Origin of the sequence: Pseudomonas sp. P4795 (genome assembly GCF_048822895.1) — a bacterium.
Lineage (GTDB): Bacteria > Pseudomonadota > Gammaproteobacteria > Pseudomonadales > Pseudomonadaceae > Aquipseudomonas.
The window spans coordinates 98,031-123,648 of the sequence record NZ_JBMFBT010000011.1 but is presented as its reverse complement, the minus strand read 5'-3'; the positions used below and the strand labels follow the sequence as shown (position 1 = coordinate 123,648).

The following is a 25,618-nucleotide window of genomic DNA, read 5'->3' as shown; positions in this document are numbered from 1 at the left end:
GTGGCCATGAGGTCTAGACCCTATTTTCGCCTGCAAACTCCACGCGCCTCAATGCCGTTGTTGCGGCGCGCCCGGCGATCAACGCCAGAACAGCCGCTGCGCCGAGCAAAACCGCACTCAATTCGAACGTTGCACGGTAGCCGTTTGCATCGAAAACCAGCCCGCCGAGGGTGGCGCCCGAAGCAATGGCGAGCTGGATGATTGCCACCATCAGCCCGCCGCCTGCTTCGGCATCATCGGGTAAGGTCCTCGCCAGCCACGTCCACCAGCCGACCGGCGCGGCGGTCGCAACCAGTCCCCACAAGCCCAGCAATACCGTGGTGATCAGCGCCGAGCTGCCGAACGCGACCAGCGCCATGGCGATCACCGCCATCAACATCGGGATCACGATCAACGTCCGCTGCAGGCCTTTTTTGATGAAAGCTTCAATCAGGAACGTCCCGGCAAGCCCGGCCAGTCCCAACACCAGCAGCATCAGCGACAACATGGAAACGCTGACGTGGGTGACGGTTTCCAGGAACGGTCGCAGGTAGGTGAACAGCATGAACTGGCCCATGAAAAACACGCTGACGGCAATCATGCCCAGTGCGACGGGTCCGCTCTTCATCAACCGGAAGACATTGGCGCTAGCAGTACTGGCCTGGGCTTTCATTGCCGGCAGGCTGAACAACAGCCAGACCGTGGCGATCAGCCCCATCGGCACCACGCAAAAGAACGCGCCGCGCCAGCCGATCAGCGAACCGAGGAAACTGCCCAGCGGCGCTGCAACCACCGTCGCCAGTGCGTTGCCGCCATTGACGATGGCCATAGACCGCGTCACCTGATCGTCAGGTACCAGACGCATGGCCGTCGCAGCCGACAGCGACCAGAAACCCCCGATGGCTACGCCGATCAGCGCACGGCCAAGCATGAATATCGCGTAATTCGGTGCAAACGCTACCACCGTTCCTGACACGATCATCAGCACGGTCAACGACACCAGCAGCGGTTTGCGTCCGACCCGCGCCGCGACCAGCGGGATCAACAGACTGGTGAACAAGGCAAATACGCCCGACACGGAAATGCCCTGACCGGCCTGACCTTCAGTGACGTGCAGATCCGCCGCGATTGGCGTCAGCAGGCTGACCGGCATGAACTCGGACGCCACCAGCACAAATGCGGCCAGCGACATGGCGAAGACCGCGCCCCAGGAATGCCCGGGCGATGTAGGAGGGGAATGGGTCATGGTTTGAATCCTGTATTGCGTGAAGCGTCGCGGCCTCGCGAGCGAGGCCGCGATCAGGCTACTTCAGGTGAGTTTTGAAAAACGCAGTCAACTTGGCGAACGGAATCAGCTCGACCCGATCGTAAAGATCCACGTGCCCGGCGCCCGGGACGATCACCAGCTCTTTAGGCTCGGCGGCGCGCGCAAAAGCGTCCTCGCTGAACTCACGCGAGTGCGCCGCAGCGCCGGCGATGAACAGCATTGGCCGCGGCGAAATGCTCTCGATATCGTTGAACGGATAGAAGTTCATGAACTTCACGTTGCTGGTCAGCGTCGGCATGGTGGTGGTCTGCGCCGAGGCACCGGCCGGGGTGACTTCGCCGCGCGGGGTGCGATAGAAGTCGTAAAACTCATCGCCGATGGCATTGCCGGTCAGTTGCAGCGGCGTGCCGCCGGTGTAGCGCACCGCGCCGCCCTGGAATTCCACATCACGCTGCGCGGCTGCTTCAGCAATGATTTTCTGACGCTGGGCCAGTGTCACCGAGTGTTTGAGGCCGTTACGGTTGGCCGCGCCCATGTCGTACATGCTCACCGTGGCGATGGCCTTCATGCGCGGATCAATCTTCGCCGCGCTGATGGCGAAGCTGCCACTGCCGCAGATGCCGATCACGCCGATACGTTGGGGATCAACCAGGGGTCGAGTGCCGAGGAAATCCACGGCGGCGCTGAAGTCCTCGGCGTAGATATCCGGCGACACGGCCTGACGCGGCGTGCCGGCACTGGCGCCCCAGAACGACAAGTCCAGCGACAAGGTGACAAAGCCTTGCTCGGCCATTTTGGTGGCGTACAGGTTGGCACTTTGTTCCTTCACTGCGCCCATCGGATGACCGACGATGATGGCGGCGTTTTTCGAGTCGGATTTCAGGCCTTTTGGGGTGAACAGATTGCCCGCGACCTGCATACCGTACTGGTTATTGAAGGTGACTTTTTCCACGTTCACCTTGGCGCTTTTGTAGAAATTGTCGGCACCGTTTGACATATCGGCTCCCATTGAAGAAAACGAGGTCACAAGCAGCCCGAGGGCCAGCAAAATTCCTTTCACGGGTAAATCCTTTCGAGTGAGTGGGCGAGCCAACATTCTCCCGCCCACGCCAGGCGTGCCGTAGTGCAATGCGCTGGATTGCTTGCCTGATCCTATGAGTCTCGGGTGTTTTGCGCGACGCAGGTGCGCGGGGGCGTTAGAGTTCAGGCAAAGAGGGATTGAGCGAATATGACCAGCCAGCAAGAAATCACTACTCAGCACATCGCGCTCCAGCAAACGCTGATGCAGATCATCGCCGACCGGGTTGCAGAACCGGGTGACTTCCCGATGCCGATTGCCGGGCTTGGCTTCTTCCGCCGCGAACAGCCATCAGCGCCGGTGGTGTGCATGGTCGAGCCGAGCATCATTCTGGTCGCGCAAGGCGAGAAGCAGCTGTGGGTCGGCGGCGAGGGGTATCCCTACGACACTTCGAGGTTTCTGGTCACGTCGTTGAACCTGCCGGCCAATTCCGAAGTGCTGGTGGCCAGTCCGGCTCTGCCGTGTCTGGGGCTGACGTTCAAGCTCGACCTGCGCATGCTCGCCGAGCTGGTGGCGCAGAGTGAAACGCCGCCGGCCCGCGAGCGACCGGTGTCCAAAGGGGTGGGCATCGGCACGGTGACTGTCGATATGCTTAAGTCATTCGAGCGGCTGCTGGCACTGCTGGATGAACCCGAAGCGATCCCGGTGCTCGCTCCGCTGATCCAGCGCGAAATCCACTATCGTCTGCTGCAAAGCGATCAGGCCGGTCGGCTGCGGCAAATCATCGCCGTCGACGGGCAGGGTTACCGGATCGCCAAAGCCATCGACTGGCTGAAAGTCAATTACACCTCAGCGGTACGCATCGAAGAACTGGCCGCGCGTGTGCAGATGAGTTCGCCAACCTTCCATCACCACTTCCGCCAACTGACCGCCATGAGCCCGTTGCAGTACCAGAAATGGCTGCGCCTGAACGAGGCGCGGCGACTGATGCTGGTCGAGCATCAGGATGCGTCAACGGCGGCGTTCAAGGTCGGTTATGAAAGTCCGTCGCAATTCAGCCGCGAGTACAGTCGGCTGTTCGGGGCGGCGCCGAAGCGTGATATCGAGGCGTTGCGTGGGGTTTGATGCCCACCCGCAGATGCTTTTCCGCAGATAGGCATCGCGGACGTTTATCCAGCCAGCGTCGCGTTATCAATCACGAAGCGATACTTCACATCGCCCTTGAGCAGGCGCTCGTAGGATTCGTTGATCTGATCCGCGCGAATCAGTTCGATATCCGACACGATGCCGTGCTCGGCGCAGAAATGGGCACAATCACGCAGGCGAGGTGTGAGACATCAGCAGGGATTTAATCCAGATCTGCAGCTTCATGCCGCTCGGGCACCTGACTCGCCTCATCGCCCCACGTGCGATTGACGCGCTGACCGCGAATCACCGCCGGGCGATTGGCAATTTCTTCGGCCCAGCGCTGCAGGTGGACGTACTCGTGGGCCGACAGAAACTCGGCAGCCGAGTAGACATTGTTGCGCACCAGTTGCCCGTACCACGGCCAGACCGCGATGTCGGCGATGGTGTAGCTGTCGCCCGCCAGGTAACGACTTTCGCCGAGGCGTCGATCCAATACATCCAGTTGACGTTTGGTTTCCATGGTGAAGCGGTTGATCGGGTACTCGAGCTTCTCCGGCGCGTACGCATAGAAGTGCCCGAAGCCGCCGCCCAGATAGGGCGCCGCACCCATTTGCCAGAACAGCCAGTTCAAGGTTTCGGTACGACCGGCCGGATCGGTTGGCAGGAACGCGCCGAACTTCTCCGCCAGATAAAGCAGGATCGCACCGGACTCAAACACGCGAATCGGCGGCTCGACGCTGCGATCGAGCAACGCCGGAATCTTCGAATTCGGATTGATCTCGACGAAGCCGCTGGAAAACTGATCACCCTCGCCGATACGGATCAGCCAGGCGTCGTACTCGGCCGCGCTATGCCCCAGCGCCAGCAGTTCTTCGAGCAGAATCGTGACCTTCACGCCATTCGGTGTGGCCAGCGAATACAGCTGCAACGGCTGCTTGCCGACCGGCAGAGTTTTTTCATGCGTCGGCCCGGCAGTCGGGCGATTGATGTTGGCGAACTGGCCGCCGGACGGGGCGTTGTTTTTCCAGACTGCGGGCGGAACGTAAGTCGCTTTGCTCATGACACAGACCTCATCAGTTGCTTGCTGGGCTAGGCGCCGATTCTGTCGGTTGATTGTGGGGCGGACAAGCAGTCATTGGTGAAATCAGCAGCCGGCAAGCTCGCGACAAACGCTGCGATTTGCCCAGTACTGCGTAAATGCACTACGGGAACGTGGGGGCCGACGGCCAAGCGCACTGCGTCGATGCCCGGCCGATAGCCACGATCGAAAGTCCACACGAACTTGAGAAAGGTCAGGAATTCCCGGTCGAGTTTCTCTGTGCAACCAGCGGCGAGATCCGCGCGAGGGCGGTTCATGACGCTGCGCACGATCACCCGCCAGAAACAGGTCAGCCGCGGGGTGTCGAGCCAGATAATCAGGTCGGCACGCGGCAGGCGCAACTCGAAGGTGCGCCGCGCATAGTTGCCTTCACACACCCAGTTATCGGCGGCGATTGCTTCGCGAACCCTTGCGCGAAATTGCTCAGCGTCTGGTTCGACCCAGCCGGGTTCCCAGAACAGCGTGTCGAGGTGTATGACCGGCAGGTCCAGACGCTTGCCGAGCGCGCGGGCGAGGGTGGATTTGCCGCTGCCCGCGTTGCCCAGAATCACAATCCGTTGCATGAAGCTTTCCTGTTTTGAAAAAGCCGAAGATTGTGCCGGTTTTGGATTAACTGCTAAAGCGCTTGCTTGCGGTTAAACATATGCAAAAAGCCTTTAGTCGAACACCAGATCCGGAACGAGCGCTGGATATTCGGTTTCCATGTCGGCGAAGCATCGCTGCATGAGCTGTGCATCTCTCGGCAAGCGTTCGGACAACGTTTCCCACCCTGAGATTTTCAGCTGTACAGGCATTTCGACCAGCCCGGTGATCGCATCCCAGAAAGCATCCCAGTTACCGCCATACCACTCAGGGAATTCAAGTGCATCCTTCAACAGTGTGTGCAGCTGTTCAGAGTTTTTCACCTTGCTCACGTCAATCTGTACAAGCGGTTTGCGCATCATCATAGGCGTCTCAAGGTCGTGCGGCTCACGCCGGAATATCGCAGAGGGCAAACATAGCAGCTGAACTAAAACGCTGACCATCAAGTCAGCATATTCAGTTGCTATCTTCCCTGCACGAGAATTCATCCCATGCACAATGTCACTGTCGAATACCTTTTCAACGGCGAACTGCGCACGCATACCTTTGAGTTGGAATACTCTGAACTGTCCGGCGACGAAGCCGCGATGCACCTGTTGCAACTGCATTTCGGGGATGGCGAGAACAGTCTGATCATGCCGAGTGCGGACGCAACGCCGGAGGAGATTCTGGAGCAGGCTGAGCTGATGGGGCTGACGCAGATCCAGGTGGTCGATCACCCGGTTTGACTTGACGTGCCGTTAACCGTTTCCAACAAACAACATTAAAAAACTCAAGTTTCCGGGCAAACCTGTCGATGCACTCCATATACCTCACGGAGTGTTGGCCATGAACTTGAATCGTCTGTCGGTCGGTATCAGCCTGTTATCCGCACTGAGTGGAACCTGCCTGGCGGCGACCCCGTCCAGTCAGGGTGTCATTCATTTCACCGGCAGCATCGTGGAGCCGGGATGTACGTTTGACGGCGGGACGAGTTCGACCTTCGAACTCAACGGCTGCGCAACCCCGGCGCGAGGTAACGCTGTCAGTGCTCGCAGTGTCGAGCCCGTGCGTACGGTTACGGCGCTGGGTCGTTCCGCAGTCAATGTCAGATTGATCGCCGATAGCGGCGCAGGTGCTCGTTACTCTGATCAGCAGTATCAGTTGGTCGACGGTGCTGGAAAGCCGATCCGCTCGGGAAATTACGTGGTGACACTGACTTCGCCGTGACTCATGCCACAACGCTTAAACCCCATCCCACGATCCCGCTGATGACGACCACGAGCCACGGCGGGAGCTTCCAGAACATCAGCGCCACCAGTGCGAGCAGTGCGAGGCCAAAGTCTTGCACCTCAACGATCGCACTGGTCCAGACCGGCTGATACAGCGCCGCCAGCAGCAGCCCGACCACCGCCGCATTCACCCCGGCAAGCGCGGACTGTGTACGCCCGTTGCGACGTAATTGCTCCCAGAACGGCAATGCACCCATGATCAGCAAAAACGACGGCGCGAAGATCGCCAGCAGGCAGATCAGGCCGCCGATCGAGCCGGATGGAGCGGTATTCATCGACGCGCCAAGGAATGCCGAGAACGTGAACAAGGGCCCCGGCATGGCTTGCACAGCGCCGTAACCGGCGAGGAAAACCTCGTTGCTCACCCAGCCGGGTTGCACCACCTGCGCTTGCAGCAGCGGCAACACCACGTGCCCTCCGCCAAACACCAGCGCGCCTGCGCGATAGAAGGCGTCGACCACCGCGACAGTCTGATTGGGCAGCGCGTAGGCAAACAGCGGCAACCCCGCCAGTAATACGAAAAACAACGAAAGCCAGATCGCACCCGCGCGCCGACTGACCACGATCGGCAGCGGCTCATGCTCAGCGATCTGCCCCGGTTTGAATATCAGCAGTCCCAAAATGCCTGCGCCGACAATCACGCTGATCTGTCCCAATGCTGACGGTGCCAGCAGAGCAACGCACGCCGCAATGATCATGAGGCTGACCCGTATCAGGTCGGTGCACAAGTGTCGCGCCATCCCCCAGACCGCTTGAGCAACCACGGCAACGGCTACCACTTTGAGGCCGTGCAGTGCGCCGGACGAAAGCACCGAACCGTAATGGGAAATGCCCAGCGCAAACGCAATCAGCAGGACGGCCGACGGCAGGGTGAACCCGGCCCAGGCAGCCAGCGCGCCACGGTAGCCCGCGCGTGACAGACCCAAAGCGATCCCGACCTGACTGCTCGCAGGCCCCGGCAGAAATTGGCAGAGCGCCACGAGATCTGCATAGCTGCGCTCACTCAACCAGCGCCGTCTGGTGACGAACTCATCGCGAAAGTAACCGAGGTGCGCGACAGGCCCACCGAAAGACGTTAGCCCCAGACGCAAAAAAATCAGAAATACCGATGCCGAGCTGTCTCTACGGTCGATGCAACGGTCACTGGCCATGCCTGATCGCCCTGTCAAATGAACTCCGGGAACGCCTTGGGTACATAGATTTGCTATAGCATTTTGCGAAACATACGTTTCAGCGTGGATACAAGGCAATCTCAATCAACCCATCATGGCGGGTGCATGACTGATCAAACCACCATTGAGGCCGTGAACGCCTCCGACATTACTGAGGTTCTGCAATTTGTGCTGCAAGCACGCGCCGAGCTGTTTCCGAAGCTCAGCGCGACTGGAATCCCGGCTGATCTGCAAAATTTCGAAGAGATTTACGTGCGCGGCGAAGGCGCGTTTCTGGTGGCGCGTGACGGAGGACGGAGGACGGATTGTCGCCTCGATCGGCTATCTGCCCTACGACGGACGTTTTTCGCAGTTTGATTACCAGCAACTGAACGTCGTGGAAGTGGTGCGGCTTTTCGTCCTGCCCGCGTTTCGTCGTTCGGGACTGGCCGGCAAGCTCTATCGGGCGTTGAAAGCGCTGGCGGTGGAGAGCGGGGTGGAAGTGGTCTATCTGCACACTCATCCGTTCTTGCCGGGCGCGATTGATTTCTGGCTGCGGCAGGGGTTTGAGGTAATCGATGTCGAGGCCGATCCGCTCTGGCAGACGACGCATATGGAGAGTCGTCTGCCGTTGTGATCAGACCGAGCGCAAACGCAGGATCTACGCGCCGTCGACCGGATCGGTCAGGTAATGCGCCTGCACCTCTATCAGCGTCGTCATCGGCACCGAAGCCCGGTGAATAGCAATGCTGAAGCCCCTTGTTTCAAGCTTTCAGAATGTGGTTTTGTCTGGCATCATAGTGCCACTACCGCATCTTCTTGAGACGACAATGGAACTGATTAGTCAAGAAAAAATCATGCAAGCCCTCGATTGGGCTTATGAAAAATCTGTCAATGGATTCTCTGGGCTAGACTCCGCTGAAGAGTTGGCGGTCAGCTATTCCAACGACGATGGCACCACTTACGAACAAGCCAACTCGTTGATCCGCTGGCAAAATACCAAGTCGGGTACGTCCGGGTTCATTACAGGCCTGGGAGGGTTGATCACACTGCCCATCGCACTGCCTGCGAATATTACAAGTGTGCTCTTCGTACAAGTCCGCATGATTGCGGCCATTGCTCACTTGGGCGGATACGACATCAAGGATGACAAGGTGAAAACACTTGTCTTTGCCTGCCTGACAGCTAATTCTGCAAAAGAAGTGTTAAAGGATATCGGTATCGCGGTGGGCAACAAGCTTGCGCTTAACGCTGTAAAATCGATATCCGGTAAAACTTTGCTCGAGATAAACAAGAAGGTTGGATTCAAGCTTTTTACAAAGTTTGGTGAAAAAGGAATTATCAACCTTGGAAAGGCCGTTCCATTGTTGGGCGGCGTCATCGGTGGAACCTTTGACGCCTACACCACCAATACTGTGGGCAACATTGCGCGGGATACATTCACGCCGAAAAAATGATAGCGGTTTATCGTTTCGCGCTCTCAGTTTCGCCTGCGAGGCTTGAGCCTGGTGATAGGCGGCCCGACCATTCAACGCTGACCGAGCGGGTGATTGTATTTACCTTGTCTTGTTCCGAGCTTCCCGGGTAAGGGGACTCTGCAGCTGCGGCCAATGCCATGCATAGCCGCAGGCTGTGGGCTTTATCCTTCACAGTCTGCGGGGTTGCAGGATCAAGCCAGTAATACGTATCCAGTGCCAAGAGAAGGTTGCCTTTGGCTTGTGCGGAGCAAAATCCTGCTCCAGTGTCACAATTGGCGTTGGCGCGCAATTTTTGTGCAACCTCCGCCGGACCTCTCAAAACAACGGGCCGCATTGGCGTGCCGTGATCATCGCGTTCCCCGAACGGGTAGTATTTAAACTCTTGGCTGGCGGGCATGGTCCGTTCTGCGACATCTGCATAAGCGAGCAACTGTGGTCGTAACTCCTCATGCTTCCCCGACCAGAATTTAAACCAGTGGCCAACAGCGCTAAAAGCGGCCGCTGTGTAGCGGATGAGCTTGGGGTACGTGCTGGTTCTATCACTCTCGGTATCTTGATTACGGACGCTGTAATCCCACTCATCCGAGCTTTTGGATAGTTGCGCTCCATCACAGTTCGGGCTGGATTGTTTGGCTATCAACGGAATTGCAGCAGAGCGAAATCCGACTGCTCCTCGCGAGTCCGCTTCGAACTTCAGATTACGCAAATAAACAGGGGCATCGCTCAGGCTCCCTGTATTGAGTTCTGTCAGCGAACCATATTCGCCATTGTGGCTTAGCAGGGCGCCCGTATGTGTATGGGCACTAACCAGGAAATGCAGCGAACGTGGATCGCCATTCAACTCGTTCCACAGGTCACGCTTCTCGATGCTCCAGTCGTTACCGCTCCAAACATCGAATGGATGGTGGGCGATAAAGAAATATCGGGCTTCGGAGGGGAGATCGGCAGTCAGGTGCTTTAACGCACGTAGCTGGTCGGTGGAAACTCCCGCCCGCAGCCCGGCAAGTCCCGACGGCTTCAAGTATGGGCGTTGATCGAAGTCCGAGCTATCCAGCAACAGTGCATAAACAGGAGTGCCGCCGGACTGCGCTGCCGGGAGGCGTACACGCTGAACGATGTAGGATGTCCACTGCAAGTCGCCCCTGCGAATGCGGGTCGCCCAGCACAACGAGCCGTCGGGATTGCAGTTCGGGTTTTTCGAATCCACAGCTGTATCCCGAGCGAGCATTGCGGCATATCGACTGACAATTTCCTCTTTGGGCATCTGGCTGTAGCGTCTTTGATGATCTGACCAGACTTGGCCTGCGTTGCACAGGTTGCTCCAGTAAGATTTGACATAGATCCGGCCGTCGGCATCGTCCTTGGGGTACATGTTGCCGGTCAGGAATCCATCGTGATTGCCCGGCGCGAATAGCCAACTGGTAGGCCCGGGGCCCGGCCGACCGGATGCCCCCATAGCCGCCATGAAGAGATTCCATTCCGTGGAGCAGGATACGTCGATCGCATCCCCTGCATGCACAACCAACGGGTACGACTTGGCACGCTCCATTGCGTAAGCCAGGATATCGGCCGCACCGATGACCTGTTGCCCGGTTCGCAACGTGACGGGCACAACTTCATCGCCTGATCGATTGAAATAACGGCTCGCGACCCCGCGACTCTCATGTATTTGAGTATCGGCAATGAGCGCGATTGGTTGCGTCAGCTCAGTTTTTCCGGACTGAGTCCAGTCTTTGCCTGGATCTACTGGAACGCCCTTGGGACCGTTTGCACAGCCAGCGACGGCTCCCATCGCTACCAGCAGGGGACACAGCCATGTCGAAATTCCATTATTCATTGTTCTATTCCTCGAAGGTATCCAGCTCGATGACGGTGCGTATGAGCGCACGGAAGAATTCCGCGCGCGGATATGGGAGATCGGAGGTAGCTGAGCGTATTGTCCAGGCGGGATGGTTGCGCAATGGCAACACATAGGTCCAATGATCAGAATTTGCCTCTGCCAGCAACGTCGAGTTGGGGAGCACCGCGTCAGATGCAATCATCTGGCCGTCGTTGCGCGGGTCGACTTGTGCGAGCAACTGGTAAAACGCGAGCAATCCTGGGGAAATTGAAGAGGCACCAGCGTATGCCACTATCGAGTAGAGGTTCACTCCTGGCATCCGAGGGTGCTTTTCCAGCCAGCGCAGTCGTTGGTGTCGCGTGAGGCTGGTGACCTCCTGACCATCCGAAGGTGTGCAATTCAACCCCGAATAGCGCGTGCCCAACTGCTTGTAAAGGTCATCATGCTTGTCAGCAAGTGGCGTACCCATTACAACGCCGGACACGGAAATGAATGAAAGCGGTGTTCGCAGTGGACGGCCATTACCGATTTTCGCGAGGGCGTGCAGAGTGTCAGCAACACCTTTGGAATAGCCGACGACTAAAATTCTTGTGATCGTGGGATCGTTAGCTTCGCGCAAGATCGCAGCGGCGATAATTTCGCCATTGGTTGATGAGGAGGCACGGCCGTGAACATTCACCGCTTGAACACGCGTGAAGCCCGAGAGCGTCAGGTAGGCGTAACCTTCGGTGAAACTCTTAGCAGGTGTTCTGACAACTCCATCGCTGAACGGCAATGCTTGGTCGGCGACGCAATCGCCAAAGATACCGGGAATGACAAGAATCGAGACGTCGTGCAAGGGTGATGATGGCGCCGGTGGTGGAGTCGGCACCGTTGGCCAATGTATCCATTTTGCGACATCACGATCATCCGGCGCAGAGGAGGCAGCAAGTTCTGCCGCAAAACGAGTCGCAAAAACACTGCGCTCATCACGTACTCCGGCAGCGACCAAAGGCAGGGTTACAACAGGCGGGTCACTCGGTCTGTACGATACCAGTGGCGGTGGCACACACCCGCAGACGCCGACCGAAGCCATCAAAGCCAACGCTTGCAGGGGTAAATTCCTGTGCTGATGGACCATGTCGCCACACCCGCATCCGTACACGTGTCATGTGAATGTAGCAGGTGGCCAGCGTTTGGCCAGCTTGCGACGAATGGTGCCTGAATGGCGATCTGCGATATTTATAAGAAACCGACTTGCGCTTTTAAGGCGCGGTAAGCTCGCACGGGGTTTGAGGTAATCGATGTAGAGGCCGATCCGGTGTGGCAGACGACTCACATGGAGAGCGTCTGCCAACTTGATCAGACCGAGCGCAAACGCAGGATCTGCGCGCCGTCGAACGGATCGGTCAGGTAATGCGCCTGCACCGCGAAGGTGTCGAGCAGACGTTGCGGCGTCAGCACTTCCAACGGTTTGCCCAGCGCTACCAGGCGCCCGCGTTCCAACACGGCCAACCGGTCACAAGTCAGCGCCTGATTGAGATCGTGCAGCGCAATCAGCGTAGTCACCGGCAACGCTTGAACCACGTTCAGAATCGCCAGCTGATGCTGGATGTCGAGGTGATTGGTCGGCTCGTCGAGCAGCAGAATCTGCGGACGTTGCGCCAGCGCCCGGGCAATGTGTACGCGCTGGCGTTCACCGCCGGACAGGCTGCGCCAGGTGCGTGTGCTCAGGTGTGTGGCGTCCACATCGTGCAAGGCCTGGCGGACGATGGCGTCGTCATCGGCTGACCATGGACTCAACGCAGACAACCACGGTGTGCGGCCCAGCGCAACAGCATCGAACACGCGGATCGCATCGTCGGTATCGGCCTGCTGCTCGACCACTGCCATGCGTTGCGCGATGTCGCGCCGGGACAAGCGACCAATGGATTGACCTTCAAGCTGAACCGCGCCCGCGGAGGGAACCCGCAGCCCGGCAAGTAGCTTCAGCAATGTGGATTTCCCCGAACCATTCGGCCCGACGATGCCCAGCGTTTCCCCGCGCTGGACGTCCAGATTGATCCCGTGCAACAACTGCGCGTCACGCACCTTGAACGCCAGATCGGTGCAACTCAGCACGCTCATCGCGCGTTTCTCCGGGCAATCAGAATTAGCGCGAACACCGGCGCACCGACCAATGCGGTCACCACGCCAACCGGAATTACCTGACCCTTGATCAACGTACGCGACAGCACGTCCGCCGCAATGAGAAACACCGCGCCGCCCAGCGCGCTTGCCGGCAGCAAGCGACCGTGACTGGTGCCGAGAAGCAGGCGCGCGGAATGCGGAATCACCAGCCCGACAAACCCGATCGAACCGACAATCGATACCATCACTGCCGTCACCATCGCGGCACAACCAATCAGCACAAACTGCACCCGACGCACCGGAATGCCCAGTGACGCCGCCGAATCTGCACCGAAGGTAAACGCATCCAGCGCCCGTCGATGCCACAGACACACCGCCAGCCCCAATACGGCCACCGGCATCGCCAGCCACACCGAAGGCCAGCGCACGCCGCTGAGATTGCCCAGCAGCCAGAACATGATCCCGCGCGCCTGTTCGGAACTGGCCGACTTGGTGATCAGAAACGCGGTGAGCGCATTGAACAGCTGTGAGCCAGCGATCCCGGCCAGAATAATCTGCCCGGTGCCATTCGCGGTGCCGCTGGCGCGCGCCAGCAGAATCACCAGCCCGAACGCCGCAACGGCCCCGACAAACGCGCCCGCCGACAACGAAATCAACCCAGCGCCAACGCCCAGCAGCGTGACCATCACTGCGCCGGTCGAGGCGCCAGCGGAGATGCCCAGCAGATACGGATCGGCCAGCGGATTGCGCAGCAGCGATTGCAGAATCACCCCGCAGGTCGCCAGCCCGGCGCCACACGCGGCCGCTACCAAGGCGCGAGTCAGACGGTAATTCCAGACGATGCCCTGATCAATCGGATCCAGCGCATAACCCGCCGCCCACAGCTTGTTGGCCAGCGTCTGCAACACCACGCCCGGCGCGATGGCCGTTTCACCGATGGACACTCCGGCGAGTACGGCAAGTAACAATACGCCGAGCGCCAACAGGATTCGAAACGCGATGGCGGTCATTTGCTCAGGTCATAACCGTTGATGGCCGAGGCCAGTTGTTCCAGACCATCGAACATGCGCAGGCTGGCCTGCATGGCCATGGCGTCGAGGATGATGATGCGGTTGTTCTTCACCGCGTCCATATTGCGGGTCACTGGGTCGCTGCGCAGAAACTCGAGTTTCTTCTGATGGTCGTCCGCCGGGAAGCGACGACGATCCATGCGTGCGATCACCAGAAAGGTCGGATTGGCCTTTGCGATGGTTTCCCAGCCGACGGTTGGCCATTCTTCATCGGACTGCACGATGTTGCGCACGCCCAGCGTCTCGAGCATGAACTCGGGAACACCCTTGTGTCCGGCCACGAATGGATCGACGCCCATCTCGGAGCTGGAAAACCACACCAATGCGCTGGCCGGCTTTTGTTCGTGCTGTTTAGCCGTGGCGATCGATTTGGCGAGGCTGGCCTTGAGTTCGGCGTTGAGCTTCTCGCCACGCTCCTGCACGTCGAAAATCTCGGCGAACTGGCTGACGCTTTTATAAATGCTGTCGATGTGGAATGGGGCAAGACGTGTGCCGTCAGCGCCGACCAGGTTGTTTTTGGCTTCACAGTCGGAAGGCATCAGGTAGGTAGGGATTTTCAGCTCGTGAAACTGCTCTCGGGTGCCGACAGCGCCTTGCGCGCCGACCATCCACTCCAGCTCAACTGCGACCAGTTGCGGGCGTTTGGCGATCACCGCTTCGAAACTCGGCTCGTTGTCGGCGAGGCGTTGGATCTTGTCGTCCTGAGTTTTGTATTTGGCCTGCACGTCGTTGTACCAGACCGAAGTGCCCAACACTTTGTCGCCCAGATCCAAGGCGTAAAGCATTTCGGTAGCGGCCTGGCCGACGGTCACTGTACCGGTCGGGGCATGCGCAAAACTGAGGGTGCTGCCGCAGTTCTCTACCGTCAGCGGGTAGTGAGTCGGGGTGGCGTGGGCGAGGGCGCAGACGCCAAGTCCGGTGATGAGCGCAGTAACGCGGGCCAGCAGCATGATGCAATCTCCATTTGAACCGTACACGGAGCAGGGGTACGGACTGGAAACACATCGAACGCTGCCGCAGGAGCAGGGTAGGGCCGGTCGAAGAGGAAATTGCGCACGGCAGCGATGTCCTTCCCGGACACCCCGCCGGTTAGTGATATTGCATGGCCGGCAGGTCTCCTGACTGATGCGTCGTCGCCACGCTCCAGGCCTTCCCGGAGATAAATCCAGTGGCAGAAAAGGAGCAGGCTCGGCATCTACAGTTGCGGGGGCAGTTCCGTTTCACGCCTCGTGAGGCGCTACGGATTCCCTATTAATCCCATTTGGAAACCGGCGGCGGCATGGTAGTCGATCGGGCGATGGAGGGGGAGTTAAATGTCTGAAACGGTGGGTACATATTCGTTGCTGCGGTAACGGCTTCTTGGGGTTCCGCCCTGACGGCGGGTCACCTTTTTCAAACGCCAAAAAGGTAACCCAAAAGGCTTTACCCTGACGTTCGGCCCTCGCTAAGGCTCGGGTTCCTTCGCTCCGGGATCGATCCGGGGGCATCGCCTCCGGTTTGCTGCGCTGCACCTCCTCTCGATGTGTTTGGCTGCGCCAAACGTCGCTGCGCTCCCACCCCCGGATCAATCCCTCCACTCAGCCTACCGACGGGCGCTCGCGATCAAGAGCGGTACTCGAGCTAACGCTCATTGTGTTGAGTGGGGCGGCTTTGCCGCATGGGTTGAACGCGAATCAAAAACTGTGGGAGCTGGCTTGCCAGCGATGGCGGCCTGACAGCCGACCAATCTCTGGCAGATGTACCCAGTTCCCAATGTGGAACTGGCTGCTGGCGATGGGCCTCACCTAACCAGTCCAGCTAACGCGCCAATGGCATATGGTTATGCTCTTTTGTTCGTTGTTTTACATGGAGTTTTCCTCTCAACTGGCGGTTTTCTGCTTGGGCGAGCGTTGATGTCTGAACGATTTGAAGCACTGGTAATCGGCCTGGGCGCCATGGGCGCGGCGACGGTTTATCAATTAGCCAAAGCCGGGGTAAAAGTGGCCGGCATCGACCGTCATCACCCGCCGCATACCTTCGGCTCAAGCCATGGCGACACGCGCATCACGCGGCTGTCGGTGGGCGAAGGCGCGCAGTACGTGCCTATCGTGCGCAACTCGCACCGCATCTGGCGTGAGCTTGAGGCGCTGTCCGGCGAGTCTCTGTTCGAGCAGTCCGGTTTGCTGGTGCTGACCTCAAGCCCGGACTTCGATCCAGCCGACCAAACCGATTTCACCCTGCGCACCATCGGCCTGGCCCAGACTTACGGCATCGAACATGAAGTGCTGGATGCCACGCAGATTCGCCAGCGTTTTTCGCAGTTCGCCGAGGTGCACGAGAGCGCCGTCGGCTACTTCGAACCGGGCGGCGGTTTCGTGCGGCCCGAGCGCTGCATCGACGTGCAGCTCAAACTGGCCGAGCAACATGGCGCTACGTTGTACAAAGGTGAGACCGTCATCGACATCAGCTCGAACGAGCAGGGGGTCACCGTCACCACTGATCAGCGCACTTTGCACGCCGACAAACTGGTGATCAGCGCGGGCAACTGGATGGGTGGCCTGGTCGGTGATCCGCTGGACGGGCTGCTCAAGGTCTATCGACAAAAACTGTTCTGGTTCGAACTGCAGGCTGATGCCGACCTGGTCGGCAAGTCGCCGACGTTCATCTTCACCCACGGCAAGGGTGACGACTGCGTCAACTACGGCTTCCCGGCTCAGCCGGGCGAGGGCAGCCTCAAGGTCGCCACCGCGCAGTACCACACCGCATCGTCGCCCGACACGCTTGACCGTACGGTCTCGATGGCAGAGCAGCGCGACATGTACGCGCAACAAGTTGAGGGACGTATCGCCGGGGTCACTGGCAAGGTCCTCAAGTCGGCGGTCTGCGCGTACACCGTCACGCCGGACCGGCATTTCATCATCGACCAGCATCCTTTGTTGCAACATACCTTGCTGGTGTCGGCCTGTTCCGGCCACGGCTTCAAACATTCGGCGGCACTCGGCGAAGCCTTTGCCCAATGGTGCATACGCGGCACCACCGACCTTGATCTCTCGTCTTTCTCCCTGAAACGCTTCGAAGGAAATCCATCGTGAAACGAGTAAGGTGAAAAACTTCATCCTGGAGCGCTATGACGGCTAAGTGGTTCCGGCGTTTTAAAGCGCTGAACACCTGAATTCACCGCTGTCATTCAGCGGTGAATTCAGGAAAGCACAAGACTTCAAGCGGAAAAACCGGATAATGGCGGCCAATTCGTAGCTCGCTATTCTGGTATTCCCGCATGGAAATCAAGGTCAACTTTCTCGACAACCTTCGACTTGAAGCCAAGTTCGACGACTTCACGGTGATCGCCGATCAGCCCATCCGCTACAAGGGTGACGGCTCGGCGCCGGGGCCGTTCGATTACTTTCTGGCTTCGTCGGCGTTGTGCGCGGCTTACTTTGTGAAGTTGTACTGCGACACGCGCAATATTCCGACCGACAACATTCGTCTGTCGCAGAACAACATTGTCGATCCGGAAAACCGCTACAACCAGATTTTCAAGATTCAGGTCGAACTGCCGGCGGACATCTCCGACAAAGATCGCCAAGGCATCTTGCGTTCGATCGACCGCTGCACCGTGAAGAAAGTGGTGCAGGCCGGGCCTGAGTTCGTCATTGAAGAAGTGGAAAATCTCGACGCCGACGCCCAGGCCTTGTTGATGCCGGCCTCGGCATCCGGCGCAAGCACGTTCATTGCCGGCAAGGACCTGCCGCTGGAGCAGACCATCGCCAACATGTCGGGCATCCTCGCCGACCTCGGCATGAAGATCGAAATCGCTTCGTGGCGCAATATCGTGCCTAACGTGTGGTCGCTGCACATTCGCGACGCGCACTCGCCGATGTGCTTCACCAACGGCAAGGGTTCGACCAAGGAAGGCGCATTGGCCTCGGCACTCGGCGAATTCATCGAGCGGCTCAACTGCAACTTCTTCTACAACGATCAGTTCTGGGGCGAAGACATCGCCAACGCGCCGTTCGTGCATTACCCGGACGAGCGCTGGTTCCAGCCCGGCCCTAACGATGAACTGCCTGCAGAAATTCTCGACGCGCATTGCCTCAAGGTTTACAACCGCGAAGGCGATCTGCGTGGCTCGCACCTGTTCGACACTAACTCCGGTAATGAAGCGCGCGGCATCGTTTCGCTGCCATTCGTGCGTCAGTCCGACAAGGAAGTGGTGTACTTCCCGTCGAACCTGATCGAAAACCTGTTCCTCAGCAACGGCATGAGCGCCGGCAACACGCTGGCCGAAGCGCAGGTGCAGTGCCTGTCGGAGATCTTCGAGCGCGCGGTCAAACGCGAAATCATCGAAGGCGAATTCGCGCTGCCGGACGTACCGGCAGAAGTGTTGGCGAAATACCCAAGCATTCTCGCCGGCATTCAAGGCCTTGAAGAGCAGGGCTTCCCGGTGCTGGTCAAGGACGCATCGTTGGGCGGTGAATTCCCAGTGATGTGCGTGACCCTGATGAACCCGCGCACTGGCGGCGTGTTCGCCTCGTTCGGCGCGCACCCAAGCTTCGAAGTGGCGCTGGAGCGCAGCCTGACCGAACTGCTGCAAGGCCGCAGTTTCGAAGGCCTCAACGATCTGCCGCAGCCGACCTTTGAAGGTCACGCAGTCACCGAGCCGAACAACTTCGTCGAGCACTTCATCGACTCCAGCGGCGTAGTGTCGTGGCGTTTCTTCAGCTCCAAATCGAATTACGAGTTTGTCGAGTGGGACTTCACCGGTAACGGCGAAAACTCCAACGCCGAGGAAGCCGCGACCCTGTTCGGCATCCTCGAAGGCATGGGTAAAGAAGTCTACATGGCGGTCTACGAGCACATCGGCGCCACCGCCTGCCGCATCCTCGTGCCGGACTACTCGGAGATCTACCCGGTCGAAGATCTGGTCTGGGATAACACCAACAAAGCGCTGTTCTTCCGCGCCGACATCCTCAACCTGCACAGCCTCGACGACGCTGAACTCGCGGCACTGGTCGAGCGTCTGGTCGAGAGCGAACTGGATGATTACACCGACATCACCACGCTGATCGGCATCGAATTCGACGACAACACTGCGTGGGGTCAGTTGACCATTCTTGAGCTGAAACTGCTGATCTGGCTCGCCCTTGGCCAAACTGAAGAGGCCAAGGAAGTCGTGGAAATGTTCCTGCAGTACAACGACAACACTGTCGAGCGCGGCTTGTTCTACCAGGCTGTGAACGCGGTGCTGGAGATAGGCCTGGACGACGATCTGGAGCTTGAAGACTACGAAGCCAACTTCCGCCGCATGTTCGGCAACGAGCGCATGGACGCCGCGATTGGCTCGGTGGACGGCAGCGTGCGCTTCTACGGCTTGACGCCGACCAGCATCAAGCTGGAAGGCCTGGACCGCCATCTGCGCCTGATCGACAGCTATAAAAAGCTGCATGCAGCGCGCGGCGGTGTGACCGCTTAATCCGGCTAATCACGCTGACAAAAAAAGCACCTTCGGGTGCTTTTTTGTTTTGTGCGGGTATTGGCTGGATTGAGAGATTCAATTTTTTAGCTGCGTCTACTTGCATTGTCCCGCTCAGGTTGACGGTCAAACGCTTTTCAGGCGGTTTATTGCGGGCAGATGCGTCAGTAATCTGTGCCCATGTTGAACGCAACCAAACTTCCATAACTTGAAAAGGGATTCAAACATGAGCACTGCAACCTACAACCGCCTGAACAAAGACGACGCCGTGGTACTGCTGGTCGACCACCAGACCGGTCTGATTTCACTGGTTCAAGACTTCTCGCCGAACGAGTTCAAGAACAACGTGCTGGCCCTGGCCGATGTGGCCAAGTTCTTCGACCTGCCGACTATCCTCACCACCAGTTTCGAACAAGGCCCGAACGGCCCGCTGGTGCCGGAACTCAAAGAAATGTTCCCGGATGCGCCATACATCGCTCGCCCAGGCCAGATCAACGCGTGGGACAACGAAGACTTCGTCAAAGCGATCAAAGCCACCGGCCGCAAACAGATCATCATTGCTGGCGTAGTGACAGACGTGTGCGTAGCGTTCCCGACACTCTCGGCGCTGGCGGAAGGCTTTGATGTGTTCGTGGTTACCGATGCTTCCGGCACCTTCAACACCACCGTGCAACAGGCCGCATGGAACCGCATGACTCAGGCCGGCGCGCAGATGATGAACTGGTTCTCGGTGGCCTGTGAGTTGCAGGGCGACTGGCGCAACGATATCGAAGGGCTGGGTAACTTGCTGTCGCAGCGGATCCCGAACTATCGCAACTTGATGAATGGGTATGCGGCGTTGACGGCTCGTCAGGCCTCGTAATCGCCAAAGATCAAAAGATCGCAGCGTGCCGCGATCGGACGATCTTTTGATTTTGCTCTGCGTGTGTGGAAGAAGATCTAAACTTTGTCTTAAGAATCACGTATTCCAGAGGCGGACCGGATGAACACCCAATCACGACGCAAGTGGATCCTGCCCTCGATACTCATCATCAGCCTGATGTTCACAGCTGGATGCACTCGAAAATCCGCTCACTACTCAGCCTCGAACGTCGGCGACAGCTGTTACGCCAAAGCGCTACCGACAGTGGGTGAGGGCGGGCTGGCATGGGGTTCGAGCTTGAGCGTGGCACGCAAAAAATCACTGAGTAACTGCATGCGCTACGCCGGCAGATCCGGAGGCACGCCGAACACCTGTCAGGTGGTCTTGGCCAAGTGCAAGTGACCTGCAATGAAGCCTAAACCAACACAGTCAACCACGCCGACACCAGCAGCAAAACCGCCAACCCCGTGTTCATGCGTTTGAATGCCTGTGGCGATCTCAACGCCCGCGCACTGCCCACACCAAGCAGCGCCCAAAGGGTCATGCATGGCAGGCAGACCAATAGAAACGCCAGCGACAACACCAGCATCCGCAGCGTCTTGTCACCGCTGCCGGCAAACACGCTGGCCACCGCAATCGCCATCATCCACACCTTGGGATTGATCACTTGCAGCAGGGCGGCGCCGAACACGCTGAGTTCGTCATCGCGCGCAGTCTGTGGGTCGAGGGATGGCGGCACGCTGCGGAAGATCTGCCAGGCCAGCCAGCTCAACCAGAGCACCCCGGCCCACGCCATCAGCTGTTGCACACGGGGGAATTGCAGCAGTGTTTCGCCCAGCCCGAGGCCCACGGCCAACACCACCAAAGTTGCCGCCAGACAGGCGAAGAAAATGATCGGCAGCGTCGCCGTCAGGCCGCGCCGCGAACTGTGGCTCATCACCAGAATATTGGTCGGCCCGGGAGTGATCGAGGCAACGAAGGAGAACAGCAAAAACGGCAGCAACGATTCCATGGCAAGCATTCCACTATGAATAGATAGCCATGGTCGCGGGTCAGGGCGGTTCAGTCTGGAAGGTTTGAGCAGCGCTTGCGGTAATCCGCCGGGGTCAGGTGGTAGGCGCGGCGAAACCAACGGCCCAGATGACTTTGATCGGCGAAGCCGAGGGCGCTCGCGACCTGCGCCGGCGACTCGCCGCGCGCCAGCAATTGTCGCGCCTTGGCCAGCCGCAGTTGGATCAGATACGCATGCGGCGCCAGTCCGAAGGCTGACTTGAAGGCACGCGTCAGACGAAAGCGATCAACCCCGCAAGCGCGTGCCAAATCATTCAGCCCGATGTCCTCGAAAGCATGCGCATGCAGATAATCGCGCGCCACTTGCGCCACCAGCGGCAGGCGCGGATCGACAGTCTGGCGCTTGCGCCAATCGAGGTGGCCAGTCAGCGCGCCGAGCAAATTGTCGACAGCGCTCTGCCGCACGATGCGCAAATCGCCCTCATGCAACGCGCGAAACGCCAGATTGATCGCGACGCTCAGGCGCGGGTCCTGACTCAAGGTGTCGGCAAAACCCGGCTGACTGTTGCTCGGCGCATTCTCGAACAACGCGTGCAGTTCGCGCTCCAGCCAGTGCGGATCGAGATACAGCATCGAATAGGTGAAACCGTCCTCGGTCGGCGCATGCCCGTCGTGGATTTCCCCCGGTTCGAGCATGAACACTTTGCCCGGCGTGCTCAGATGGCGCACCCGGCGACAATTGAACTGCTGCACGCCTTGCTCGGTGACGCCCACCAGAAAACTGTCGTGCCAGTGCGGATCGTAGGCATGCCCCTGAAAATGCGCGCGAATTGATTCAATCCCGGTTTCGGCATCCTGAGACAGATCAATCCAGCTGCGTTTGTCCACGCAAGGCTCCTGGGGCGTTGAAGCGGTTGGCTGGCTAAATTACCGCGCTTTGCCAATAGCCGTTTAGAAGATTTGTGCAGGTTTGGCGGTCGGCCAAAGCAAATTCTCATGTGTTGCGTTCGTCCTTTCATACGTCGCAGTTCTCATTGCCCGTTCTCGTATGTCTGGAGTTTCTCGATGCCCGCGTCCAAATCCCTGCCCACTGCATTGTTGGGGCTGGCCCTTGCCTGTCCGGCCATGGCTGACGCCCAGAGCATGGAGTTGGGCCAAGTGCTGATCGGAGCCGAGGAAACCAGCGGCGCAGATCAGGCGGTCGAGGATGCAAAAGTGCGGCTGGATCAGGTTGCCGGTGGCACCAATCTGGTCGATATGCGCCGCCCGTTGCAGGGTAAAGTCGCGAGCAATCAGGACGTGCTGGCTTATCAGCCGGGCGTCTACGCGCAGTCGGCGGGCAATGAAGGGGTAAAGATTTCGATCCGTGGCTCGGGCATCAACCGCGCACCCGGCGCGCATGCTTCGGGTTTGTACACGATGCTCGATGGACTGCCACTGACCGGGCCTGGTGGCACGCCGTATGAGTTGCTTGAACCGCTATGGCTCGACCATGTGGAGGTGCTGCGCGGCGCTAACGGTTTCGACCGAGGCGCGCTGGCGTTGGGCGGGGCGGTCGATTACGTCAGCCACACCGGCTACGACGCACCGCGTTTGCAAGTGCGCTATGCAACCGGCAGCCACGGTTACCAGCAACGGCAGATCAGCTCCGGCCAAGTACTCGGTGATTTCGATTACTACCTGGCCGTGACTGATGCGCGCTCCGATGGCTATCAGGATCACACCGCCAGCCAGAGCCAAGGCGTGATCGCCAACTTCGGCTATCGCTTCAACCCGAACTTGGAAACGCGTTTCTACATTCGGCATCGCGAGACTGAAAACGACCTTGCCGGACGCGTAACCAAAAACTCGATCGAACACACGCCGCGCTCCGCTAACCCGGCTTACGTCTCGCGTGACGACAGCCGCGATCAGCCGGGTAGCACCTTCATCGGCAACAAAACCACGTACTACATCGATGACGATTCAAGCATCCAGACCGGGCTTGTCTATCACGACTATCCGATGGATTTGCGCGAAGGCCCGAATCGCCTGAAAGTCGCCTACAGCGATGTCAGCGGCACCTTCGACTACAAGCGTCGCGACACGCTTTGGGGACTCGAAAGCCGCAGCACCGTCGGCCTGCGCGTCACCAAACACCTGCCGAATGCCGGCGCCAGCGAACTTGTGCGGATCCCCACCGGCAACACCGCCGGCTACGCGCCGGGCACGCCTATTCGCAACTTCACCTATCAAGGATCGGACACTGTCTTGCACTTTGGCAATGACCTGGAAATCGCCGATGACCTTTGGCTGACCACCGGCCTCGCCGCGATCTACACCCGCCGTGAAAGCGCCGTGACCTATCCGGCCAATGGCGGTAAAACCAGCATGAATGACTGGGATTACGCACCGCGTCTGGGCCTGCGCTATCAACTGACACCCGATCTGCAATTGTTCGGCAACCTCAGCCGCTCAGTTGAGGCGCCGCATCCGTGGTCGCTGATCTACAGCTCTAACATCCGCTTCCCGGCCGGCAGCGGCGTCGCCACTGGCGCGCAACGCGATCCGGTCAAGCTGCAAAACCAGACCGCGACCACCCTTGAACTTGGCGGTCGCGGCGACAGCGTAATCGGCGAATGGAGCCTGGCCTGGTACTACGCGCAAGTGCGCCACGAATTGCTCTCGGTGCTGCCCGACGCCAACGCCACTACGCCCTACGAACTCAACGCCAGCCCGACCGTGCACCAAGGCGTTGAAGCCAGCCTGCAAAGCAACCTGTGGTCAGCCAACGATGGCGGCAAACTCAGCCTGCGCCAGGCCTACACCTTCAGCGACTTCCACTACCGCGACGACCAGCGCTTCGGCGACAACCGCCTGCCGGGCCTGCCGATGCATTACTACCAAGGCGAACTGCGCTACGACTTCCCGCAAGGCTTCTTCGCCGCGGTCAACACGCAACTGGTGTCCAAAGTCGCGGTGGATTACGCCAACAGCTACTACGCCGATCCGTACGCGACATTCGGCGCGACACTCGGCTACAACGCGCCCAAAGGCGACTGGCAAACCTGGCTGGACATGCGCAACCTGACCGACAAACACTACGCCGCTACCGTCACGCCGGGTTATGACGACAAAGGTCTGGATGCCGCAAGGTCGACGCCGGGGGAGGGCATGGCGATGTATGTCGGGGTGTCGTGGAGTTTGCGGTAACCGAGGCCCCAGTGCGCTGGTCATAAAAACGTTCGATCAGCGCACACCCCAATTGCCCCCCTCGACTCTCAAGCGTACTGTGACCGGTGATGGCGCAAACCGTGACCACCACCATAACGACAAGATCGAGTGCCTCGCCCATGGACAGTCGCCTGTTGAGCGACCGCAGCAGCGTGTTCCATCACGCTGACCCGTATGCCGTCTCCGACTATGTGAATCAGCACGTCGGCCAGCATTTCATTGGGCTATCGAAAACCGCTCATCCGCAAGCCAGCCTCAATCATCGCAAACTCGCCGACCTCGATCTGTGCCGTATCAGCTACGGCGGCAGCGTGCGCGTTACCTCCGAGGCGCTGGAAACCGTCTATCACCTGCAAGTCCTGCTGCAAGGCAATTGCCTGTGGCGCGGGCACAAGCGTGAACATCATCTGGTGCCGGGCGAGTTGTTATTGATCAACCCGGATGATCCGGTGGACCTGACTTATTCCGACGATTGCGAGAAATTCATCCTCAAAGTCCCGGTCAGCGTGCTTGAGTCGGTGTGCGACGAACAGCGTTGGCTGCGTCCATCGCGGGGCATTCGTTTTCTGCGCAATCACTATCGGCTCGACGAGCTTGAAGGTTTCACCAATTTGTTGGGCATGATTTGTCAGGAAGCCGAGGCCAGCGATCCGTTACTGCGTGTGCAAGAGCACTACGCGCAGATCATCGGCAGCAAGCTGATTTCGCTGATGAGCACCAACGTCAGCCGCGAATGCCTGAATTCGCCGAACGTCAGTTTTGAACGGATCCTCGATTACATCGAACGTAATTTGAAGCACGACTTGCCCGCCGAGCACTTGGCCCAGCAGGCGAGCATCAGTCCGCGTTCGCTGTACGCGTTGTTCGAACGCCAACTCGGCGTGACGCCGATGCAGTACATCCGCCAGCGCAAACTGGAGCGCATCCACGCCTGCCTGACTGATCCGAGCTGCCCGGTGCGCAACCTCACCGAGCTGGCGCTGGATTACGGCTTCCTGCACCTCGGGCGTTTCTCCGAAAGCTATCGCCAGCAGTTCGGCGAATTGCCGTCGCAGACTTTCAAACGCCGCCACTGAACCATCCCCGCC

General features: G+C 58.9%; 23 protein-coding genes, 2 pseudogenes and 1 riboswitch. Of the genes and pseudogenes, 11 read left to right on the top strand and 14 right to left on the bottom strand.

Annotated elements, in window-relative coordinates; genetic code table 11:
- Nucleotides 1–13 precede the first annotated feature (13 nt).
- On the bottom strand, nucleotides 14–1,225 hold the full coding sequence (locus tag ACOI8A_RS25745; protein ID WP_420650269.1) for an MFS transporter: 1,212 nt from the start codon (nucleotides 1,223–1,225) through the stop codon (nucleotides 14–16).
- Between the two features lie 58 nt (nucleotides 1,226–1,283).
- Nucleotides 1,284–2,306: an alpha/beta hydrolase gene (locus ACOI8A_RS25740; RefSeq protein ID WP_420650270.1), complete on the bottom strand. Its 1,023-nt coding sequence runs from the start codon at nucleotides 2,304–2,306 to the stop codon at nucleotides 1,284–1,286.
- 222 nt (nucleotides 2,307–2,528) lie between these two features.
- Here ACOI8A_RS25740 and ACOI8A_RS25735 point away from each other — a divergent pair, with 222 nt between their 5' ends.
- Nucleotides 2,529–3,389, top strand: coding sequence for an AraC family transcriptional regulator (locus ACOI8A_RS25735; RefSeq protein ID WP_420650336.1), 861 nt, complete (start codon nucleotides 2,529–2,531; stop codon nucleotides 3,387–3,389).
- Nucleotides 3,390–3,433: 44 nt separating this feature from the next.
- Here ACOI8A_RS25735 and ACOI8A_RS25730 read toward each other — a convergent pair.
- From ACOI8A_RS25730 to ACOI8A_RS25715, 4 genes and pseudogenes are all read right to left on the bottom strand, one after another.
- Nucleotides 3,434–3,571 (bottom strand): annotated as a pseudogene (locus tag ACOI8A_RS25730) (NAD(P)-dependent alcohol dehydrogenase); the annotation flags it as partial.
- A 41-nt stretch (nucleotides 3,572–3,612) separates the two neighbouring features.
- Nucleotides 3,613–4,452 carry a glutathione-dependent disulfide-bond oxidoreductase gene (gene yghU / locus ACOI8A_RS25725; protein ID WP_420650271.1) on the bottom strand — a complete coding sequence of 280 codons (840 nt, stop codon included), beginning with the start codon at nucleotides 4,450–4,452 and terminating at the stop codon, nucleotides 3,613–3,615.
- A 29-nt stretch (nucleotides 4,453–4,481) separates the two neighbouring features.
- Nucleotides 4,482–5,054 carry an AAA family ATPase gene (locus ACOI8A_RS25720; RefSeq protein WP_420650272.1) on the bottom strand — a complete coding sequence of 191 codons (573 nt, stop codon included), beginning with the start codon at nucleotides 5,052–5,054 and terminating at the stop codon, nucleotides 4,482–4,484.
- 93 nt (nucleotides 5,055–5,147) lie between these two features.
- Entirely contained in the window at nucleotides 5,148–5,561 is a 414-nt protein-coding gene (locus ACOI8A_RS25715) for a barstar family protein (RefSeq protein ID WP_420650273.1), read from the bottom strand.
- A 3-nt stretch (nucleotides 5,562–5,564) separates the two neighbouring features.
- On the opposite strand from ACOI8A_RS25715, the gene ACOI8A_RS25710 reads away from it, so the two are divergent.
- A complete protein-coding gene (locus ACOI8A_RS25710) occupies nucleotides 5,565–5,801 on the top strand; it encodes a hypothetical protein (protein ID WP_420650274.1) in 237 nt (78 codons plus the stop codon).
- A gap of 100 nt (nucleotides 5,802–5,901) precedes the next feature.
- Nucleotides 5,902–6,282: a type 1 fimbrial protein gene (locus ACOI8A_RS25705; RefSeq protein WP_420650275.1), complete on the top strand. Its 381-nt coding sequence runs from the start codon at nucleotides 5,902–5,904 to the stop codon at nucleotides 6,280–6,282.
- 1 nt (nucleotide 6,283) lies between these two features.
- Here ACOI8A_RS25705 and chrA read toward each other — a convergent pair whose 3' ends face one another.
- The gene (gene chrA, locus ACOI8A_RS25700) at nucleotides 6,284–7,495 is read right to left on the bottom strand and encodes a chromate efflux transporter (protein WP_420650276.1); all 1,212 of its coding nucleotides are present in this window, start codon (nucleotides 7,493–7,495) and stop codon (nucleotides 6,284–6,286) included.
- A 126-nt stretch (nucleotides 7,496–7,621) separates the two neighbouring features.
- Here chrA and ACOI8A_RS25695 point away from each other — a divergent pair.
- Both ACOI8A_RS25695 and ACOI8A_RS25690 read left to right on the top strand, forming a co-directional pair.
- A pseudogene (locus ACOI8A_RS25695) lies at nucleotides 7,622–8,132 on the top strand (GNAT family N-acetyltransferase).
- Between the two features lie 109 nt (nucleotides 8,133–8,241).
- The gene (locus ACOI8A_RS25690; RefSeq protein ID WP_420650277.1) at nucleotides 8,242–8,952 is read left to right on the top strand and encodes an EcsC family protein; all 711 of its coding nucleotides are present in this window, start codon (nucleotides 8,242–8,244) and stop codon (nucleotides 8,950–8,952) included.
- A gap of 7 nt (nucleotides 8,953–8,959) precedes the next feature.
- Here ACOI8A_RS25690 and ACOI8A_RS25685 read toward each other — a convergent pair whose 3' ends face one another.
- From ACOI8A_RS25685 to ACOI8A_RS25665, 5 genes are all read right to left on the bottom strand, one after another.
- Nucleotides 8,960–10,810 (bottom strand): metallophosphoesterase, encoded by a 1,851-nt coding sequence (locus tag ACOI8A_RS25685; RefSeq protein WP_420650278.1) that lies wholly within the window; start codon nucleotides 10,808–10,810, stop codon nucleotides 8,960–8,962.
- A gap of 4 nt (nucleotides 10,811–10,814) precedes the next feature.
- Entirely contained in the window at nucleotides 10,815–11,933 is a 1,119-nt protein-coding gene (locus ACOI8A_RS25680) for a hypothetical protein (RefSeq protein WP_420650279.1), read from the bottom strand.
- 221 nt (nucleotides 11,934–12,154) lie between these two features.
- Nucleotides 12,155–12,919: an ABC transporter ATP-binding protein gene (locus ACOI8A_RS25675; RefSeq protein WP_420650280.1), complete on the bottom strand. Its 765-nt coding sequence runs from the start codon at nucleotides 12,917–12,919 to the stop codon at nucleotides 12,155–12,157.
- Nucleotides 12,916–13,932 carry a FecCD family ABC transporter permease gene (locus ACOI8A_RS25670; RefSeq protein WP_420650281.1) on the bottom strand — a complete coding sequence of 339 codons (1,017 nt, stop codon included), beginning with the start codon at nucleotides 13,930–13,932 and terminating at the stop codon, nucleotides 12,916–12,918. The genes ACOI8A_RS25675 and ACOI8A_RS25670 overlap by 4 nt, the downstream gene beginning before the upstream one ends.
- Nucleotides 13,929–14,942, bottom strand: a complete 1,014-nt coding sequence (locus ACOI8A_RS25665) for an ABC transporter substrate-binding protein (RefSeq protein WP_420650282.1) — start codon at nucleotides 14,940–14,942, stop codon at nucleotides 13,929–13,931. The genes ACOI8A_RS25670 and ACOI8A_RS25665 overlap by 4 nt, the downstream gene beginning before the upstream one ends.
- A gap of 140 nt (nucleotides 14,943–15,082) precedes the next feature.
- Nucleotides 15,083–15,280: riboswitch (cobalamin riboswitch) on the bottom strand.
- Nucleotides 15,281–15,884: 604 nt separating this feature from the next.
- Here ACOI8A_RS25665 and solA point away from each other — a divergent pair.
- From solA to ACOI8A_RS25645, 4 genes are all read left to right on the top strand, one after another.
- Nucleotides 15,885–17,063, top strand: a complete 1,179-nt coding sequence (gene solA, locus ACOI8A_RS25660; protein WP_420650283.1) for an N-methyl-L-tryptophan oxidase — start codon at nucleotides 15,885–15,887, stop codon at nucleotides 17,061–17,063.
- A 185-nt stretch (nucleotides 17,064–17,248) separates the two neighbouring features.
- Entirely contained in the window at nucleotides 17,249–19,444 is a 2,196-nt protein-coding gene (locus ACOI8A_RS25655; RefSeq protein WP_420650284.1) for an OsmC domain/YcaO domain-containing protein, read from the top strand.
- Nucleotides 19,445–19,670: 226 nt separating this feature from the next.
- Nucleotides 19,671–20,306, top strand: a complete 636-nt coding sequence (gene ycaC, locus ACOI8A_RS25650; protein WP_420650285.1) for an isochorismate family cysteine hydrolase YcaC — start codon at nucleotides 19,671–19,673, stop codon at nucleotides 20,304–20,306.
- Between the two features lie 120 nt (nucleotides 20,307–20,426).
- The gene (locus ACOI8A_RS25645; RefSeq protein WP_420650286.1) at nucleotides 20,427–20,708 is read left to right on the top strand and encodes a hypothetical protein; all 282 of its coding nucleotides are present in this window, start codon (nucleotides 20,427–20,429) and stop codon (nucleotides 20,706–20,708) included.
- A 13-nt stretch (nucleotides 20,709–20,721) separates the two neighbouring features.
- Here ACOI8A_RS25645 and ACOI8A_RS25640 read toward each other — a convergent pair whose 3' ends face one another.
- Both ACOI8A_RS25640 and ACOI8A_RS25635 read right to left on the bottom strand, forming a co-directional pair.
- Complete coding sequence (locus ACOI8A_RS25640) at nucleotides 20,722–21,318, bottom strand: LysE family translocator (RefSeq protein ID WP_420650287.1); 597 nt, start codon at nucleotides 21,316–21,318, stop codon at nucleotides 20,722–20,724.
- A 50-nt stretch (nucleotides 21,319–21,368) separates the two neighbouring features.
- Complete coding sequence (locus ACOI8A_RS25635) at nucleotides 21,369–22,205, bottom strand: AraC family transcriptional regulator (RefSeq protein WP_420650288.1); 837 nt, start codon at nucleotides 22,203–22,205, stop codon at nucleotides 21,369–21,371.
- Nucleotides 22,206–22,382: 177 nt separating this feature from the next.
- On the opposite strand from ACOI8A_RS25635, the gene ACOI8A_RS25630 reads away from it, so the two are divergent.
- Both ACOI8A_RS25630 and ACOI8A_RS25625 read left to right on the top strand, forming a co-directional pair.
- Nucleotides 22,383–24,509 carry a TonB-dependent receptor family protein gene (locus ACOI8A_RS25630; RefSeq protein WP_420650289.1) on the top strand — a complete coding sequence of 709 codons (2,127 nt, stop codon included), beginning with the start codon at nucleotides 22,383–22,385 and terminating at the stop codon, nucleotides 24,507–24,509.
- A 140-nt stretch (nucleotides 24,510–24,649) separates the two neighbouring features.
- Nucleotides 24,650–25,606: an AraC family transcriptional regulator gene (locus ACOI8A_RS25625; RefSeq protein ID WP_420650290.1), complete on the top strand. Its 957-nt coding sequence runs from the start codon at nucleotides 24,650–24,652 to the stop codon at nucleotides 25,604–25,606.
- Nucleotides 25,607–25,618: the final 12 nt, after the last annotated feature.